At 46.5% G+C, this 16,753-nt stretch carries 19 protein-coding genes and 1 tRNA gene; 16 read left to right on the forward strand and 4 right to left on the reverse strand.

The genetic code is table 11. The features are described from left to right. Positions 1–71 precede the first annotated feature (71 nt). On the reverse strand, positions 72–995 hold the full coding sequence (twy1, locus tag O8C65_05880) for a 4-demethylwyosine synthase TYW1 (protein MCZ7356444.1): 924 nt from the start codon (positions 993–995) through the stop codon (positions 72–74). A gap of 102 nt (positions 996–1,097) precedes the next feature. On the opposite strand from twy1, the gene O8C65_05885 reads away from it, so the two are divergent. Continuing rightward, positions 1,098–2,294 carry a methionine adenosyltransferase gene (locus O8C65_05885; protein MCZ7356445.1) on the forward strand — a complete coding sequence of 399 codons (1,197 nt, stop codon included), beginning with the start codon at positions 1,098–1,100 and terminating at the stop codon, positions 2,292–2,294. Positions 2,295–2,299: 5 nt separating this feature from the next. On the opposite strand, the gene O8C65_05890 is transcribed toward O8C65_05885, so the two are convergent. Next, positions 2,300–2,689, reverse strand: coding sequence for a secondary thiamine-phosphate synthase enzyme YjbQ (locus O8C65_05890; GenBank protein ID MCZ7356446.1), 390 nt, complete (start codon positions 2,687–2,689; stop codon positions 2,300–2,302). A gap of 84 nt (positions 2,690–2,773) precedes the next feature. Between O8C65_05890 and tmk the strand changes: the two genes are divergently transcribed. Then, complete coding sequence (gene tmk, locus O8C65_05895) at positions 2,774–3,376, forward strand: dTMP kinase (protein MCZ7356447.1); 603 nt, start codon at positions 2,774–2,776, stop codon at positions 3,374–3,376. A gap of 7 nt (positions 3,377–3,383) precedes the next feature. Here the strand turns inward: tmk and dph2 are convergent, their stop codons facing one another. After that, positions 3,384–4,364, reverse strand: coding sequence for a diphthamide biosynthesis enzyme Dph2 (dph2, locus tag O8C65_05900; GenBank protein MCZ7356448.1), 981 nt, complete (start codon positions 4,362–4,364; stop codon positions 3,384–3,386). Continuing rightward, positions 4,364–5,008, reverse strand: coding sequence for a S4 domain-containing protein (locus O8C65_05905; GenBank protein ID MCZ7356449.1), 645 nt, complete (start codon positions 5,006–5,008; stop codon positions 4,364–4,366). Before O8C65_05905 ends, dph2 begins: the two co-directional genes overlap by 1 nt. Positions 5,009–5,073: 65 nt before the next feature. Here O8C65_05905 and O8C65_05910 point away from each other — a divergent pair. From O8C65_05910 to O8C65_05975, 14 genes are all read left to right on the forward strand, one after another. Then, a tRNA-Ser gene (locus O8C65_05910) sits at positions 5,074–5,162 on the forward strand. Positions 5,163–5,441: 279 nt separating this feature from the next. Further along, positions 5,442–5,705: a hypothetical protein gene (locus O8C65_05915; GenBank protein ID MCZ7356450.1), complete on the forward strand. Its 264-nt coding sequence runs from the start codon at positions 5,442–5,444 to the stop codon at positions 5,703–5,705. Positions 5,706–5,727: 22 nt separating this feature from the next. Next, positions 5,728–6,120, forward strand: coding sequence for a carboxymuconolactone decarboxylase family protein (locus O8C65_05920; GenBank protein MCZ7356451.1), 393 nt, complete (start codon positions 5,728–5,730; stop codon positions 6,118–6,120). A 7-nt stretch (positions 6,121–6,127) separates the two neighbouring features. After that, positions 6,128–6,535, forward strand: coding sequence for a hypothetical protein (locus O8C65_05925; protein MCZ7356452.1), 408 nt, complete (start codon positions 6,128–6,130; stop codon positions 6,533–6,535). 31 nt (positions 6,536–6,566) lie between these two features. Further along, positions 6,567–6,851, forward strand: a complete 285-nt coding sequence (locus O8C65_05930) for an antibiotic biosynthesis monooxygenase (protein MCZ7356453.1) — start codon at positions 6,567–6,569, stop codon at positions 6,849–6,851. 330 nt (positions 6,852–7,181) lie between these two features. Continuing rightward, positions 7,182–8,648, forward strand: coding sequence for a hypothetical protein (locus tag O8C65_05935; protein MCZ7356454.1), 1,467 nt, complete (start codon positions 7,182–7,184; stop codon positions 8,646–8,648). 23 nt (positions 8,649–8,671) lie between these two features. Continuing rightward, on the forward strand, positions 8,672–8,899 hold the full coding sequence (locus tag O8C65_05940; GenBank protein ID MCZ7356455.1) for a hypothetical protein: 228 nt from the start codon (positions 8,672–8,674) through the stop codon (positions 8,897–8,899). Continuing rightward, positions 8,896–9,213: a hypothetical protein gene (locus tag O8C65_05945; protein ID MCZ7356456.1), complete on the forward strand. Its 318-nt coding sequence runs from the start codon at positions 8,896–8,898 to the stop codon at positions 9,211–9,213. Before O8C65_05940 ends, O8C65_05945 begins: the two co-directional genes overlap by 4 nt. After that, on the forward strand, positions 9,214–9,579 hold the full coding sequence (locus O8C65_05950; GenBank protein MCZ7356457.1) for a response regulator: 366 nt from the start codon (positions 9,214–9,216) through the stop codon (positions 9,577–9,579). Continuing rightward, positions 9,576–12,968 carry a GAF domain-containing protein gene (locus O8C65_05955; protein ID MCZ7356458.1) on the forward strand — a complete coding sequence of 1,131 codons (3,393 nt, stop codon included), beginning with the start codon at positions 9,576–9,578 and terminating at the stop codon, positions 12,966–12,968. The genes O8C65_05950 and O8C65_05955 overlap by 4 nt, the downstream gene beginning before the upstream one ends. A gap of 20 nt (positions 12,969–12,988) precedes the next feature. Further along, on the forward strand, positions 12,989–13,930 hold the full coding sequence (locus O8C65_05960; protein ID MCZ7356459.1) for an ADP-ribosylglycohydrolase family protein: 942 nt from the start codon (positions 12,989–12,991) through the stop codon (positions 13,928–13,930). Between the two features lie 54 nt (positions 13,931–13,984). Next, positions 13,985–15,388, forward strand: a complete 1,404-nt coding sequence (gene cobD, locus O8C65_05965; protein MCZ7356460.1) for a threonine-phosphate decarboxylase CobD — start codon at positions 13,985–13,987, stop codon at positions 15,386–15,388. Next, complete coding sequence (locus O8C65_05970; GenBank protein MCZ7356461.1) at positions 15,385–16,302, forward strand: cobalamin biosynthesis protein; 918 nt, start codon at positions 15,385–15,387, stop codon at positions 16,300–16,302. The genes cobD and O8C65_05970 overlap by 4 nt, the downstream gene beginning before the upstream one ends. A 242-nt stretch (positions 16,303–16,544) precedes the next feature. Beyond that, positions 16,545–16,753: hypothetical protein (locus tag O8C65_05975; GenBank protein ID MCZ7356462.1), on the forward strand; the 209-nt coding region annotated here is incomplete at its 3' end.

Below are 16,753 nucleotides of genomic sequence, written 5' to 3' on the forward strand. Positions count from 1 at the left end.
TGCAATATTGCTTTTTGCCCAGGAAACATCAGTCTGGATAGTTTTCAATTACTGTATAAAGGATGCTAAGATCACACAATGCTATGCTTTGTCCCATCCTTCGACAGCAGCACGACCCGGCTTGCCTCAGATTCATCGGCAATGCAGTAACCCAGAGCCTGCGCCACCTTTTTTGAAAAATCCAGCACTTCCTCGTGGGAGGGCATATTGTCCAGGGAGAGCCGTTTTCGTGAAAATCCAAGGTTCATATAAGCTTTCAATTCCACATAATCGGGTTCTGCAATATTTATTAAATGCGCGAAACCTTCCGGGTTTTCCATGTTTATCCCTTTCGTCAAGGTTATCCTTATGGCTGTCCTGGTGCTTGCATCTCCCAGTATTTCCAGTGACTGTTTCAAATTCTCCCATGTGTCCCCGAGAGGAAAGCATACTTTTTCGTACGCATCTTTATCAGGCGCATTCAGGCTCACATAAAGCTGGGTAGGCTTTATTTTGCCCAGCATCTCCGGGTTTGTCCCGTTGGAGACCACGAATGTGGTCAAACCCTTATTATGGAACTCCTCTATAAGTTCGGGTAAATATGGATAAAGCGTGGGCTCCCCGGATAGGGATATAGCGACATGCTTCGGAGCAAAAGCCTCTTTCCACTTTGCCTTGTCCATGGTTTCCGAACCGCCATAGCCTGAGACCAGGCGGAGCTGCTCGATAAGGCAGCTCTTAACTATTTCTTCAGGGGAATCCCAGACTCGTGGTACTTCCGCCGTCATCTCCACGGCGCGCCAGCAGTGCAGGCAGCGGTGGTTGCATACAAGCGTTGGCGTCATCTGGATGCAGCGGTGTGAAGCAATGCCGTAGAACTTTGATTTGTAGCAGCTCCCTTCATTGCGCAGGCTTTTGTTGAGCCAGAGACATGTTTTAACCGCCCCGTGGCTTCCAGCGAGATGGTAGCCATGTTTTTTCAGGAGCGCCTTTGTGGGTTCTGGGACCGGGGTCATGTATCCAGCATAATATTAAGGCTTGATAAATAGATTACCCAAACCGAAAGGTATTATAATACAAAATAGCATCATTTGAAGAAAACCGTTAGAGGTAATTAGATGGCAAGAAACATTCGCGTTGAAAAGATTACACAAACCCCGATCGAAAAACAGGAAATAGAAATAGTCGAAAGGAAAGGGGTTGGGCACCCGGACAGCATGGCGGACGGCTTTGCAGAAGCGGTGAGCAGGGCGCTCTGCAATGAATATATCAAAAAATGCGGAACTGTCCTTCATCATAACACGGACCAGGTAGAGGTCGTGGCAGGACGCTCGCATCCCCAGTACAGGGGCGGAGAGCTGATATCGCCCATTTATGTTCTTCTGGTGGGAAGGGCGACGAAAGAATTCAAGGACATAAAAATCCCGACAGATACTACGGCGGTAAAGGCAGCAAAGCAGTACCTGAAGGCAACTCTTCCCGATATTGATTCTGAACATGACATAATTATCGACTGCAGACTTGGCGTGGGCTCAACAGACCTCCAGAGCGTGTTCAAGCGCGGAAAGGCTCCGATGGCCAATGACACCTCTTTCGGTGTGGGGCACGCCCCATTCTCAGAGGTCGAACAGATAGTCTACAATACCGAGAGGCAGATGGTGCTGAATTTCAAGAAAGACCTTCCCGCCATCGGGACGGATATCAAGGTCATGGGTATGAGAAAGAATGATAATATAACCCTCACGGTCGCCTGTGCGATGATCGGGAAGCATATCGACGACCAGGACCACTATTTTTCGATAAAAGATGAATTGCAAAATAAGATCCTCGACCTTTCAGGCGAATACACTGACCGCGAAGTAGAGGTCTTTGTTAATACCGGCGATGATGAAAAGAGCGGATCGGTCTATCTGACTGTTACCGGAACTTCAGCAGAGATGGGCGATGACGGCTCGGTTGGCCGCGGGAACAGGTGCAATGGTCTAATCACCCCGAACAGGCCAATGAGCATGGAAGCCACAAGCGGCAAGAACCCGATAAACCATGTGGGTAAACTGTACAATCTTCTCTCCAACCAGATAGCGATTGATATTGCAAAGAACGTTCCCGGGATCGAAGATGTGTATATCCGCATCCTTTCCCAGATAGGGAAGCCCATTGACCAGCCGCTGATTGCAAGCGCGCAGGTGATACCCCAGGACGGCGCGAATATGAAAGTTATTAAATCAGAGTCTGAAGCCATCATCGATAAATGGCTCAGGGATATCACGAAGATAACTGAGATGATAACCAGGGGAGAGCTGGATACCTTCTAACTCTCTTATTTCTTTATTATCGTCACATTCACGCTGCGTTTCCTCGCCCCGTCAAGTTCAACGAAGAATATGCTCTGCCATGTGCCGAGAACGAGGTGCCCGTCTTTGATGGGTAATGTCTCGCTCATGCCCAGAAGCACAGCGCGCAGGTGCGCGTCGGCATTATTGTCTATGGAATTATGGGCGTAGCTCTTATTCTCGGGAACAAGGGTTTCCAGCATCTCCAGAATATCTTCCCTGAGCCCCCGTTCGTTCTCGTTAACTATGATACTGCTTGTGGTATGGCGCGTGGAGATGATGCAGACGCCATCTTTTATGCCGCTGTCGTTCACCGTTGCGCGCACGCGGTCGGTTATGTCGATCAGTTCAGTCCGGGCGGTGGTCTGGATGTCCATATTACCTCCAATAAATCATCCCACAAGTAAACTATTTTGGAAAATGGATAAGCTTTTTCATTATAACTTTAATATATAGCCAGAATGCCAAAAGGAAAATTGATCACCCTAGAAGGTATCGATGGGACGGGGAAATCCAGCGTTTCAGCGATGATCGAATCCAAATTTCCAGAAGGGATTTTTACAAGGGAGCCTACCCGGAGCTGGATAGGAAAAGCGGTAAAAAAGTCGATAGATTCAGATACCGATCCACTTGCTGAACTCTTTTTATTTGTAGCGGACCATGCAGAACATATAGCCAAGGTAATAAGACCCGCTCTCGAGGGGGGAAAGATCGTAATATCGGATAGATACTCCGATAGCAGGTATGCTTACCAGGGGGCAACACTTTCAAACAAATTCGAAGATGCAATGGACTGGGTGCAGAGCATCCATAGAGGCTGGACGATAGTTCCGGATCTCACCATTCTCTTTACAATAGACCCGGAAATCGCAGTCTCACGATGCGGTTTTCGCGGCTCTCATACGAAATTCGAAAAGATAGGATTCCTGAAGACAGTCCAGGGGAATTTTATGAGACTTGCGGAGAGGGAACCGCTGAGGTTTGTGGTGATAGATGCATGTCAGGAGCTTGAAGTTGTAGGGCGTGAAGCTGAATCTGTAATAAGAGAATTCCTGGGCAAATAAGCGCACATCAATCTGTCTCCTCAACTATCTCATCCATTTCCATATTCTCATATTCCCTCTCTCCGATCACTATCTCAAACTCCTGCGGCGTCAGGACTGGCACATGGAATCTCTCTGCATCGTCGATCGTAATCCTGGGACAGGCAGTGTTCACATAGGCATCGGCCTTGAATGCCAGCAACTGTTCAGGTGTAACAAGATCCATCAGGATAATGAACGCTTTTTTCTTATGCTTAACTCCAAGGTCCTTGAGTTTCAGGGCAAGTTCCATCCTGTTCTGCCCGCTTTTTGTGGAAACGATAATCCCGAAAACGCTGGCGTCCATTGCCTTTGCAACATACCCGCCGCGCTTTCGGAGAAACTTTTCAGGATCGACTTCCCGGGCCATCCTCAGATAAGGGTCTGCCGCGATCACCTTTTTCCCTGTGGCGATGGCTACGCCGAGCGGATGGAAAAGGCCGCCCCCGATGTAAAGGTATTCCTCGCAGTTAACCCGTGCTGCCGCGAAATTACACCCCAGGACCTGCCCGGGGTAAACGGTTCTTGGATCTCCTTTCCCGATGATGCATTCTTTTCCATGTTCTTTGAGAACCCGGCATGCATCTTCCAATTTATGAACGTGCTGTACCGTGGTAATAAGACCTATCCTGTAGGCTTTTAAAAGAGGAAGGGCAGCCATGACCGCGGGTAAAACATCGATATTCGAGCGCGCTTCGATGAAAACCACGTTTTCATGTTTTCCCATTCCTGCATGCCCGAAGTGGAAGAGCACATCCACTTTCCCTGCAAGGACTGTATCGATATCACAGGCCCCAAAACAGGGGTTGCCTGAAATAACTGTAATTGCCCGGGTTCTTTCTTCGATTTCCCTGGCAATATTGACCGCGCGCCTTTTCAGGCCTTCGGGGAACTGGAGCCCCACAGTTTTACAATTCTTATCCTTTATTATTTCAAATACGCGTTCCAGGTCAAAATCGAATGTTTCCATTAAAACTTCCTTGCTATGATATACGCCTCTTTTTTCTCAGGCTCAAGTATTTCGATAATTTCCAGGCCGAGCGAGGAAAGCTTTTCCAGTATGGGCTCTCTATCACTTTTCTTTTGCAACTTCAGTACCTGCAGAAGCATTCCTCCATTTCTCAGCGCAGGGAGCACGTTCTCAAGGGCTTTTATTGAAGCCAGAGGTTCCACAGTAATGTCCATAAGCAGAACATCATATTCTCCCACTATATGCATTGTGAACGCATCCCCGAATTCCACTGTCACGTTGGGGTGTTCATGTGCTATTTTTCCAAGATCCGAACGGAATTCATGACTGAACTCTATGCCATGTACACGGGAAGCGATTTCCGAAGCAAACAGCAGGAATCCTCCAGCACTTGAACCTATATCCAGGACGTTATCGCCCGATCTGATTATGTTTGCTTTCTCCTGGATCTCTTTGAGTTTCCAGTATCCTGCGGGTTTGTCCTGACCTTCTGCTACCTCGATCTTGTCTGAGTAGGCGACATCATATGAGGGTTTAGTAACGACCATATTGTTAACTCTGACATGCCCTTCAACGATGGCGTGTTTTGCCCGACCGCGCGAACCAAGGTTGCCAAGTTCTACAAGATAAGAGTCAAGTCTCATCGGACACCTGATAATGCATATTACAAAGGTTAATAGCCTACAAACTATATTAAAAACACACCCGTGCCGAGGTGGCAGAGCGGACTAACGCGGCAGGCTCGAGACCTGTTTTACCTTCTGGTAAGCTAGGGTTCAAATCCCTACCTCGGCGCCATCACACAATGCCCTGAATAAGATTTGTTAGATGTCATTATGGAACGGCAAGCTTTCTTTCCGAATCCCTGCGCACTCAACATAAATAAAAAAACCAAGGTTACAATATATCACGCTAACCAGAAAGAAATTTTCTATATGGACCAGCCGTTTTTTCACCGGAGCTTTTTTTCAAGAATTCATTTACCCAAACTATAAATACCAACAGGTTCAAAAAAATCATGAGATACAGCGATGTATCCACGTAGATTTTACTAAGAAGAGAGTGGAGGAAAATATTATGGCAAAATACTTGATAGAATCGCCGCACACCGAGGAAGAGTGTCTGCAGGCACTGGATGAAACCCTCGGAAAAGGATCGGATTTACTCGCAAAGTTCGATTGGGGCTGCATGGCAGGGGAGCATACAGGCTGGGCAACCGTGGAAGCGGGAAGCGAATCAGCAGCCCGTAATATGGTTCCTGATTTTGTGCGCAGCAAGGCACGCATCGTCAAGGTGACTAAGTTCACCCCGCAGCAGATCAAAGAAGCGCACAAGGCGTAGGCATTATCTGGAGGTGATTTTAATGGGAGAGTATGAAGACACATTGGAGGATATAGAAAGCACAATGGGGATAGTGCCGGGATTCATGAAAACACTCCCGGCAGACGTCCTTGTAAAGGATTGGGCGCTCTGGAAGAAATATTCACTGGGAGAAACTGAGATCCCGGCCAAATACAGGGAACTGATGGGATTATCAGCAGCAGCTAATATTAAATGTCCATATTGTCAGCTCATGCACACGGGAATGGCTAAACTCCATGGCGCCACAAACGAGGAACTATCCGAAGTATTCTATCTGGCAAGCCTTACCGCAAGATGGAGCGCAATGATACATGCTCAAAACTACGACTATGAAACATTCAAAAAAGAGGTCGAACAGGTGGGAGAACATCTGCAAAAGAGGAGCAAGAGGTGAGTGAGAAATGTTGGGAGAAATGATAGGTGAATTGCATGGTGAAATGACAGGCCAGCGCGTGCTTTCATATGACGGGCCTGGCCCGAAGGTCGAAACATCAGTTAAGCAGAGCGGCAAGCTCCTGGGAATGGATGTAACGGATATAGTAACATACTGTTCTGTCATGCGCGCCGGGGGAGGGCTGTACGGTGAAGCAAATGGGGTTGAAATGACCAGGGACGGAGAGGCACTGACTTACACAGCACAGGGAGTTGGAAAGTTTACCGGGCGTGGCAGTGCTGTTAGCTTCAGGGGATCCCTTTACTTCCAGACATCTTCTCAGAAACTTGCACGTCTTGCCAGTGTAGCAGTCATCTTCGAATATGAAATGGATGAGAATGGAAAGACCCATGCAAAACTGTGGGAATGGAAATAGGTAAAATACTTGAAAATGGAGGAAATATATTATGGCATATTTGCTTGTGCGGCATAAAGTCAAAGACTTTTCCAGGTGGAAACCTGTGTTCGATGAGCATGCCGCTACCCGCAAAGCAGGAGGCTCCACCGGGGGACGTCTCTTCCGCAGCGCTGATAATCCGGATGAGGTAATCATCATCTTTGAATGGGAGAGCATTGAAAAGGCAAAAAAATTCGCCCAGTCCGAGGATCTGAGGAAGACGATGCAGCGAGCCGGCGTTAATGACAAGCCTGATGTGTACTTCCTGGAAGAAGTTGAAAGAGTTTCCGTGTGATTTTAAAGACACGGAACTATCTGCTTCCATCAGGCACGCATCGTGAAGTATATGATAGCCGGTTTCACCTTGGGTGGCAATAAATTTCAGCGGGGCCCCATATAAATATTTTCTTGCTTGCCCTGGCGAATTATTCAAAGACTTATGTGGTACAGGCGCTTAAAATAATGCCAGAACCGGATAGCTTTTGCGAAAACCTATATGTAATGCACAAGCTATACATAATTATGTGGTAAAAGAACATCTGAAGTTTCATATTGGGGTCTGTAAAAGAAGCATAGCATCATCGAAAGCCTGTGAGAGAACAATTGTCCTGTTCAGGGTGGTCAAATGAAAATAGTACCTACTGGAATAAAGGGTATGGACCAGGTTCTCAATGGGGGGTTCAACCATCCTTCCACTGTTCTGGTAGCAGGGACGGCTGGGGCCGGCAAGACCACGTTCGTGATGCAATCACTCTTCAATGCCGCCAAGGAAGGCGAGAACTGCCTTTTCATTTCGGCCATTTCAGAACCTGTGGCAATGATGGAAAGTTTCGTATCCAATTACTCATTTTTTGATTATTCATTGATTGAGAAGAAGAAAATAAGGTTATTTAACATCGAAGAGAGCATGCTTAAGGCTGGCGCACCCGAGGTTTTGAAATTTATTGAGGAAAAAATACGGATGTACAAGCCCAACAGGCTTGTAATAGACCCGGTCACTGTGCTTGCGGAATCGAGACAAAATGAATTAGAAAAGCGTCTTTTTCTTTTCGAACTCCTTACAAGGATGAAAAGCTGGAACCTGCTTGTCCTTCTCACAGGTGAGTTCAGTCTTGAGACCTTGAAAGAAAACCCGGCCAGCTATCTCGTGGACTGCGTCATACATATTTCCGAGGTATTTATCGGTGACAAAAGCGAACGATATCTCAGCGTTATTAAAATGAGAGGGAGGAATTATATCTCGGGGAGGCACACATACAAACTGGACAATAACGGAATTTCGGTGTTCCCAAGACTGCTTCCCGAGATGGAATTCAGGAGACAGGTTCCCATGTCCAGGGTGAGCACGGGTGTAGAAGGTCTGGACCTCATGCTGAAAGGTGGTATGTTAAGGGACAGCGTCATCTTATTTTCAGGAAGCCCCGGAACAGGCAAGACGGTTTTCGGGCTTCACTTCATAAGAGAGGGGGCAATGAAGGGAGAACCCGGCCTGATCATTTCCTTCGAGGAATGGCCTGAGAAAATAATACGCAACGCAGCTACCCTGGGCTGGGACTTTGCACAGTTTGAACAAAAAGGTCTCGTTAAATTCCTGCATTTCTCACCTATCATGTATCACGCGGATGAACATGCATTGTTGATAAAGGATATATTGAAACAACATGGCATCAGGAGGATTTTTTTTGACGGGATTGAGAATTTAGAGACGGCCCTGCCAGATCAAATAAAAAGAAGAGACTACATTCATGCTCTTGTTAATTATTTTTCAGCCCAGGATGTCACAACGCTATTAACGAGCGAGATCCCGGAACTTTTCGGTACGATTAGGTTAACCCATGAAGCACTTTCCGGCACATTTGATGTAATAGTATTGCTGCGGCACGTAGAAGTGGAGGGACAGATGAGAAAAGCCCTGAGCCTTTTGAAATCCAGGGGTTCTGACCACGATAAAGAGATCAGGGAATACGAAATAACAAATAAAGGTATCGTTGTGAAGGTCGCAATAAAAGGGTACGAGAACGTGCTCGTGGGTATGGCAAGGAAGCCTGCTGCAGATATATTCATGGAATTGTTCGGCGGAAAGAAATCATGAATTATCCCTTACTTATTCTCTATATGATATCAACAGCCCTTTTACTTCTCTTACCTTACAGCATAGCATTATTTTACCAGCGGATCTTCAAAAGAAATACTTATCCCTATCTTTTTTTGATCGCTCTCGTCCTGTATATCGCTTCATCATTCCAGTATTCGTGGGGGAATCTGTCCTTTGCCATGGGGGGTGTTATTCTGGGGGGGGCAAGTTTCAGGCTATACAATGTAATGACCAGGAGGGGGAAATGATACTAGATCTGGGCATGTTCCTGGTAGGCATTCTGGGCATACTCATACTGTATTCAGTTTTGATACGATTGAGTTCAAGAATGGGTGAAGGGATGCGCCTTCCGAAATATTACCGTCTTTACTACATCGCTATTTTAGCCATAATACTGACAATACCTCTGGGCTGGTCAATCTATTATGCCAATGATAGGAGCCCTGAAAATAATTTGCTAGCGTTGCTCACAGCAGGAAATATTCTTGCCATGGCTGCTTCTTTTAAGTACTGGTGGTGGTTGAAAAATGAGGTATGGACAAGTGGAAAGGGAGGTAAATAAATGGATAAAAAAATAATGGTCGTGGATGATGAACCGGATACCGTTGACCTGGTGAAACTCGTACTTGAAACAGAAGGTTTTGAGGTGATGACAGCATTCAGCGGGAGTGAGTGCCTGAAGAAACTTGAACTCGATAAGCCGGATGCCGTGCTCCTTGATATTATGATGCCGGAGATGGACGGCTGGGAGTTATTTAAAAAAATCAGGCAGAAGTATGAAGACCTGCCAGTAGCCATGCTCACGGTGAGGAGCCAGGACATCGATAAAATGCTAGGTCTGCATGTGCTTAAGGCTGATGACTATATCACCAAACCCTTTGGGAGAAAAGAACTGGTTGAAAGAGTTAAAAAGATGGTAAACCTGTGAAAAGTCTGAACATCACTCAAAAATTAATAATATTTTTTATATTAATATCGATTCTGCCTTATGCCGTAATAAGCTATATCAATTATTCTGCAGAGAGGGATGCACTCGAGAAAACGGTATTCCAGGACCTGAGCGCGCTCGTCGAGGCAAAGAGGACCCATATTTCAACAGTCGTTAACTTCAGAATAGAGCAGGTAAAGGAGGTCTCTACCTCAAGTTTCCTGCAACAGATAGAAACAAGGAATACAGGTGACATTAATCTCAATCTTTTAAGGGTAAGAAGGGAGATCCCCGAATTTTATGAGCTATCCGCCCTTGACGTAAACGGTATTGTTCTGGCTTCTACCGAAAGCGGGCTTTTGAATGTTAATTATAGTAAAGAAGACTTCTTCAAAAAAGCCAAGAACGGCCTGTATATTGGAAACCTAGATTTCTATGATAACAGAACTGGATATATTATTTCATATCCTGTATTGAATAGAAGTACAGGGAAACCCATAGGAGTATTGGTAGCAGTTGTTTACCCCCTTTTCATATACGATGTTACCAGTGATTATACAGGTCTGGGACGCAGTGGTGAAGCGCTTCTGGTTCAGAAAAGGGGGAACGATATCGTCTATTTAAATCCACTGCGCTACAATCCAGATGCAACTCTGCACTTGAAATATCCTCTCGATTCCGAACGGGCTAAGCCTGCTATACTTGCTGCGAATGGAGGGAACGGTACCATCAGGGCTCTTGACTACCATGGAATTGAGGTTTTTGCGGCCTATACATATATTCCTGTCGTTGACTGGGGACTCGTAGTAAAGATGGATGCTGAAGAGGCGTTAATTCCACTAACCAGGTTTAATGAGAGGTCTATTGCACTTGGTATATTTTATTTTGCGGTGGTAGCAGTCCTGGCCTATCTCTTCGGCAGGAGATTCACAGGTCCACTTATAAGACTTTCAGATGCCTCCAAGAAAGTGACCAAAGGTTATCTCACCGTCCACATCGAGCCAGAAAGCAGGGATGAAATCGGGGAACTCGCAGCATCATTCAATGTAATGGTACAGAGGTTAAAAGAGGTATACGAAGGCCTTGAGCAGAAGGTAAATGAGAGGACCAAGGATTTGAACAAAAGGAATCTTGAACTCTCTGCCCTCATCAAAACGAACCAGAGCATTTCAGCGGGTCTTGATCTGAAGAAGGTTCTGGATATTGCGGTCAGGGAAGCCGTAAGAATAGTCAATGTCTCTTACTGTTCTATTATACTGGTGGAAGAGGGAAAGGAATACGGCACTGTTGCGTCAGAATACAGTCCAAAAGATCACTTAAAATCATCCCGGGGAGAAATGCTGTATCTGGAGAACTGCCCGAAACTGAATGAAGCGTATCAGGGAAAACAATACGTCCTGATCGAAGATACCACCAAAGCGGAATTGTCCCCGAAAGAGAGAGAAATAGCAGAAACGTTGAGAATGCGGTCCGTTCTTATAGTCCCGCTTGTCCTGGGAGAGAAGACACTGGGCATGATGTTGTTGAGCAGCATCGAGGAGGTTAAGGGATTCCAGGTCGAGGAGATAAATATCTGCCAGACTATCGCCAACCAGGTGGCGATAGCTATTGAAAATGGCCACCTGTATTCTGAGCTCAAGCGTCATGACCAGACTCTTGCAACTCTTTTTGAAATAGACCGGGTGGTGAGCCAATCGCTTGATCAGGAAGAGTTATTGAAAAAGGCGATCGCGAAAACCATTCAGGTAACATCTTCGGATGCGGGCTGGATATATATTCTCCAGGAGGACGGTGAAACCCTGAACCTGAGAGCTTATGAGGGGATATCCTCTGAGCTGGCAGCGGCAGCTTCCACATTGAAAATAGGGCAGGGAGTATCGGGAATGGCAGTCGCGTCGGGTGAACCTGTAACGATGGACATTGAAAACTATCCGTATCCGTGGTTACTCCCGCTTATGGAAAAAGATGGCATAAGTTCACTGGTGGGCATCCCTCTCGCGGTAAAGGGAAAGATTTTAGGGGCCATGGTACTCTCAAACCGAAAGCACAGGATATTCTCAAAAGAAGATATTGATGTCCTGTCATCTATAGGCAGCCAGGTAGGGGTAGCGGTTGAAAATGCGAGTTTATACTCAGAACTCAAGTACCATGATGAGACTATGGAGACACTTTTTGAAATAGATAGGGTGGTCAGCCAGTCTTTAGATCTGGAGGAGATATTCAAAAAAGCACTTGCTAAGACCATCCAGGTCACATCTTCCGACGCAGGCGCGATTTATTTGCTCGATGAAACCGCGAATGTGCTGAAATTGGAGACTTTTACAAACCTGTCCGAGGATTTTGCCGGGGAGGTTTCTGAAATAAAGATGGGGGAGGGTATTGCAGGAGCCGCGGCGCTTTCCAGGAGACCTTTCGTCACAGATATTGATCATTATCCAAGCCGCGATCTTCTTCCCTTTTTAGAAAGAGAGGGGCTGATAACACTTGTGGGTACGCCGCTCATGGCCAAAGGCAGGGTAGTAGGGGCCATGAACCTTGCAAACCGCAGCAGGCGGATAGTTTCAAAAGATGATCTTGATGTTCTGGCTTCTATCGGGGGCCAGATAGGTGTGGCAATCGAAAATGCCAGACTCTACCAGGAAGCAAAGATCTCGTATGAAAAGTTGGAAGCTGCGTACGAGGAACTTAAGTCCCTGGACAAAATGAAGAGCGAATTCCTCTCCAATGTTTCCCATGAGCTCAAAACCCCACTCGTTTCCATACGGGGATTCAGCGAACTGATATACGATGAAAAACTCGGGAACCTGCCCCAGACACAAAAGAAGGCGCTTGAAGCCATAATCAGAAACACAGACAGGCTCACCCGGCTTATAGATAGTCTCTTGTTCCTGAGCACGCAGCAGATGGGAAAACCTGAGATAAGGATGAAGACTGTGCCGCAGGCGATTGATGAAATAATTACGGCTTCCATGTCTGACATGAAGGTCCAGGCAGAGAAAAAGAACCTTAGTATGATAAAAGATGTGCCTCCGGGCCTTATTGTAATGGGAGACAGGGACAGGCTGACAGAGGTTTTCCTTAATCTGATAGACAACGCTATAAAATTCACTCATCCCGGGGGCAAGATTACAATTTCCGCCAGGGAAGAGGACAGCAGCGTACATATAACTGTTACTGACATGGGCATAGGGATCCCTGAAGATGTGATACCTTTCCTTTTCCAGAGGTTTTACCAGGTCGACGCTTCCCTGACCAGGAAATACGGCGGCACGGGTCTTGGATTATACATATGCAAAAGTATCATCGAAGCCCATAAAGGGGAGATATGGATAGAAAGCAAGGTGGGCGTGGGGACAACAGTTCATGTCAGATTGCCCAGGAAAATGTAGTCTACAGTGATGAGCGGACAATGAAAGATAAATATATAGGCTGCATGGTGGGTGCGGCTATCGGAGATGCGCTGGGCAAGCAGAATGAGGGGTTGAGCAGGGAAGACATACTCAAAAAAGGATGTGCAGCAGATTATGGGAGGACACCAGCTGGCTGTCCGGGATTTAAACTCAGGCCAGGTCAATACACGGATGATACTGAGCAGATGATCGTACTGGCGCGATCGATAATAAAGTGCAATGGTTTTGATGCAGGGGATTTTGCAGCCGGGATAGCTAAATGGGGTGTGGATGCCCTGAATGACCCGGAGAGGAAATCCCTGGTTGGACCTTCAAGTAATGCAGCGGTAACCCGGTTGAATTCCGGGATGGGCTGGAAGTATTCGGGAAGCCACGTTCCAACGTGCGGCTCCGCCATGAGGGTAGCGCCCATCGGGCTTTTTTACAAAGACCCGGATGAAATCGAGAAAAATGCTGCCCTCTCATCAATCCCAACTCATAATAGCAAAGGTGCGATTGCAGGCGCCGTAGCCGTGGCAATCGGGGTTAGAGGTGCGCTTCTGGGTATGGAATTCCAAAAAATCATAAAAGATGTAACCGAAAGGGCATCAAAATATGACAGCGGCCTTGGAAAAAAGATAAAGCTATCATTCACGAAAAGAAATACGGGGCCAGAGGAGGTGTTCTCTGAACTCGGGACCTCGTATTCGGTCTATGAGACGGTTCCATGTGCCTTTTACTGCTTTTCACGGTATTTTGATGATCCTGGGAAGGCGATCATGGAAGCAGCAAATGCAGGCGGGGATACGGATTCCATAGCCTGTATCACGGGGGCCTTGTGCGGCGCTTTGCACGGCATCGCCTCTTTCCCGGAGACGTGGATAAACGGGCTTGAGAATGAAGATATGATAGCCCATCTTGCTGAAATGATTTTTGAAAGATCGATCTCAAGATATTTCTGATCTGGTCATTTCTTTACAGCACCTTAATAATACCAGCGAACAAAAAAAGGGCATGTGCCTCTTAAAGATAAAGTCAGGGATGCCGCGATCAAACTCGCTCCATGCATACACGGGGCAAGGGTTGAGGAAAGCGCGGAGGCTTCGGGAAAAAGGGCAGATGAGCTTATTGACTTCAGTGTAAACCTGAATCCTCTTGGGCCGCCAAAGTTGAAAAAAATATTGGAAAAAACCTGGAGAAACGTGGCAATTTATCCGGACAACAGGTATCAGGGCTTCAAAAAGGCGGCTGCTGAATACCTCGATGTTTCACCCGGGAATATCGTTCCAGGGAACGGTTCATCGGAATTGATCCGCCTCTTCGCCGAGACGGTGATTGAGCCGGGGGATGAAGTAATAATTCCGTCACCTACGTTTGGAGAGTATGAATTCCAGTCCAGGCTATTTGGGGCAAGAGTTGGAAATATAGAATACGATGACTTCACAGGGATTGAACCGCAAGGCTGTAAAGCGGTTTTCCTCTGCAATCCGAACAATCCCACGGGCAAGCTCATCAAAAGAGATGAGGTCTTAAAAGTGGCAGAGAAATGCATTGAATCTGAGGTTTTCTTTTTCGTCGATGAGGCGTTCATCGAATTATCAGACCCGGGCGAAACTATTGCTGATCTTGCGGCATCGAGCGATTTTGTCATCTGCCTTCGTTCACTTACCAAGACCTACGCAGTCCCGGGATTGAGGATTGGTTTTGCTGTTGCATCTCCCGAATTTGCAGGGATCATGAATAACATCCGTCTTCCATGGAACCTGAACTCAGTGGGGCTTGAAGTCGGGCAGCATCTACTTAAGGACCATGAAAAGTATCTTAGCAGGTCACTTGAATTGATCAGGAAGGAGCGGCAGTGGTTGGCGTCCAAACTCGTCTCAGTACGCGGATTTAAACCTTATGCAAGCGATGCAAACTTCATTCTGGTGGATATCAGGGATTTCGCGCTTGATGCCTCGGAATTGACGCAGAGGATGTTAAGACACGGCATTATTATCCGTGATTGTGCTTCTTTTGGCCTTGATAATCATATCAGGGTTGCGGTGAGGCGAAGAGCAGAGAACCAGGAGTTGATCCGCGCTCTTGCCAAAGTCATCTCTGAATGGGGCAGCGAGCTTGCAGAAAAAGAGATTGGCAGGGTTCTGGAAAGCGGCGTAACAGCCAGGAGCAGGGTCGAATGCGAATATTATCCCTGCCACTTTGAAGGCCAGGACTGCACGTTCTGTTTCTGCCCCTTGTATCCCTGTGAAAATGAAAAAACCGGAGGGGAATTCGTCCAGAAATCCACAGGTGGTGCGGTCTGGAGCTGCGCTAAATGCGAGATAATCCACAGGGGAAAGATCGCGGAGAAAGTGCTCAAAGCTTTGATGGATGGCAGGGAAATCAACGATGTAAGGAAACTTGTGATGGATGCATGATCGTTTTGGATTATTGGCTCCAGGTCCTGCTTCTCGCGTTATTATTTGATATTTTGTTCGGGGAGCCGCCAGAGGTTATTCATCCGGTGGTGTGGATGGGAAAACTGATAGGTTTGCTTGTATCGCGCGCACCCCACAGCCACAGGAAGATGTACGGGTTTTTTATGGTCTTTTTCTGTGTGGGAATAGCGTTATTTGCAGGGTTGGTGCTGATTTCTCTGGGCAGGCCTGGTATGTTGGTTTCAGCTTTTTTCTTAAAATCCTGCTTTTCCATCCGGATGCTTCTGGTTTCCGCACTCGGGATAAGAAAAGACCTCGATGAAGGCAGGATTGAAAAGGTAAGAAAAGATTTGAGAACATTCGTTGGGAGAGACACCATGAAAATGAATATATACCAATCCGCTTCTGCTGTGATAGAATCACTGGCAGAAAGTTTTGTGGACGGCATCCTTTCACCGCTTTTTTATTTTTTATTATTCGGTCTTCCGGGCGCACTTGCCTACCGTATGGTCAATACCCTTGACTCCATGGTGGGTTACAAAAAAGAACCATTTATCGAACTTGGATATGTTGCTGCAAAGCTCGATGACCTGGCGAACTGGGTGCCTGCGTGGCTTTCGCTGGTGTTTATTGCCATTGCCTCGATATTCTTTGGCAAGCCATGGGATGCGGTGAGGACATGCATGAAGGACCATGATAAGACCGCCTCGCCAAATTCAGGGTGGCCGATGTCTGCGGTCTCAGGCGCCCTGCAGGTAAGGCTTGAAAAGGTAGGGTATCATGTATTAGGAGCACGATATGATGAACCGCGGTCATTTCAGATTAGAAAAGCTGTCTATATTGTGGGCTTCTCATCGTTTCTGGTGATTGCAGGAAGCTTTTTGATAGGGAAAGTGCCATTAGTCAAATTTTAAAAAACAAACCGCAGAATTCTTCTGACACTTGCATTTTGAAAAAACAAACCGCAGATAAACGCAGATGAACGCAGATTTAATGAATCGGCGATTATGTATAAGGTTGTTAGGGTTTATGGAACTGCATACATGAGATTACGAGAGTGTTCATCAAAATTTCAATTTTCGAAAAAATTTATACGGAAGAGCGTAATTGAAGAGTTCTTGATTAAATTTTGAGCTAGCGAGCCGCAGATGACTGAATGGATTATCAGATTATTGGATTGAAGAGAATGATAAAACGTATCAAGAGATTGTTATTATTAGTTTTGAAAAACAAACCGCAGATAAGCGTACTATTAACACTTTCGGTCAGCATTATCTTAACGGCGCTGGGGTTACGACCCCAGACCCCAACGGATGCGCCGCCGCTGGCGGGGTTTAACACGAAATCACCGGTTGCATATTTTCA

This window comes from Candidatus Methanoperedens sp., from assembly GCA_027460535.1.
Classification (GTDB): domain Archaea; phylum Halobacteriota; class Methanosarcinia; order Methanosarcinales; family Methanoperedenaceae; genus Methanoperedens.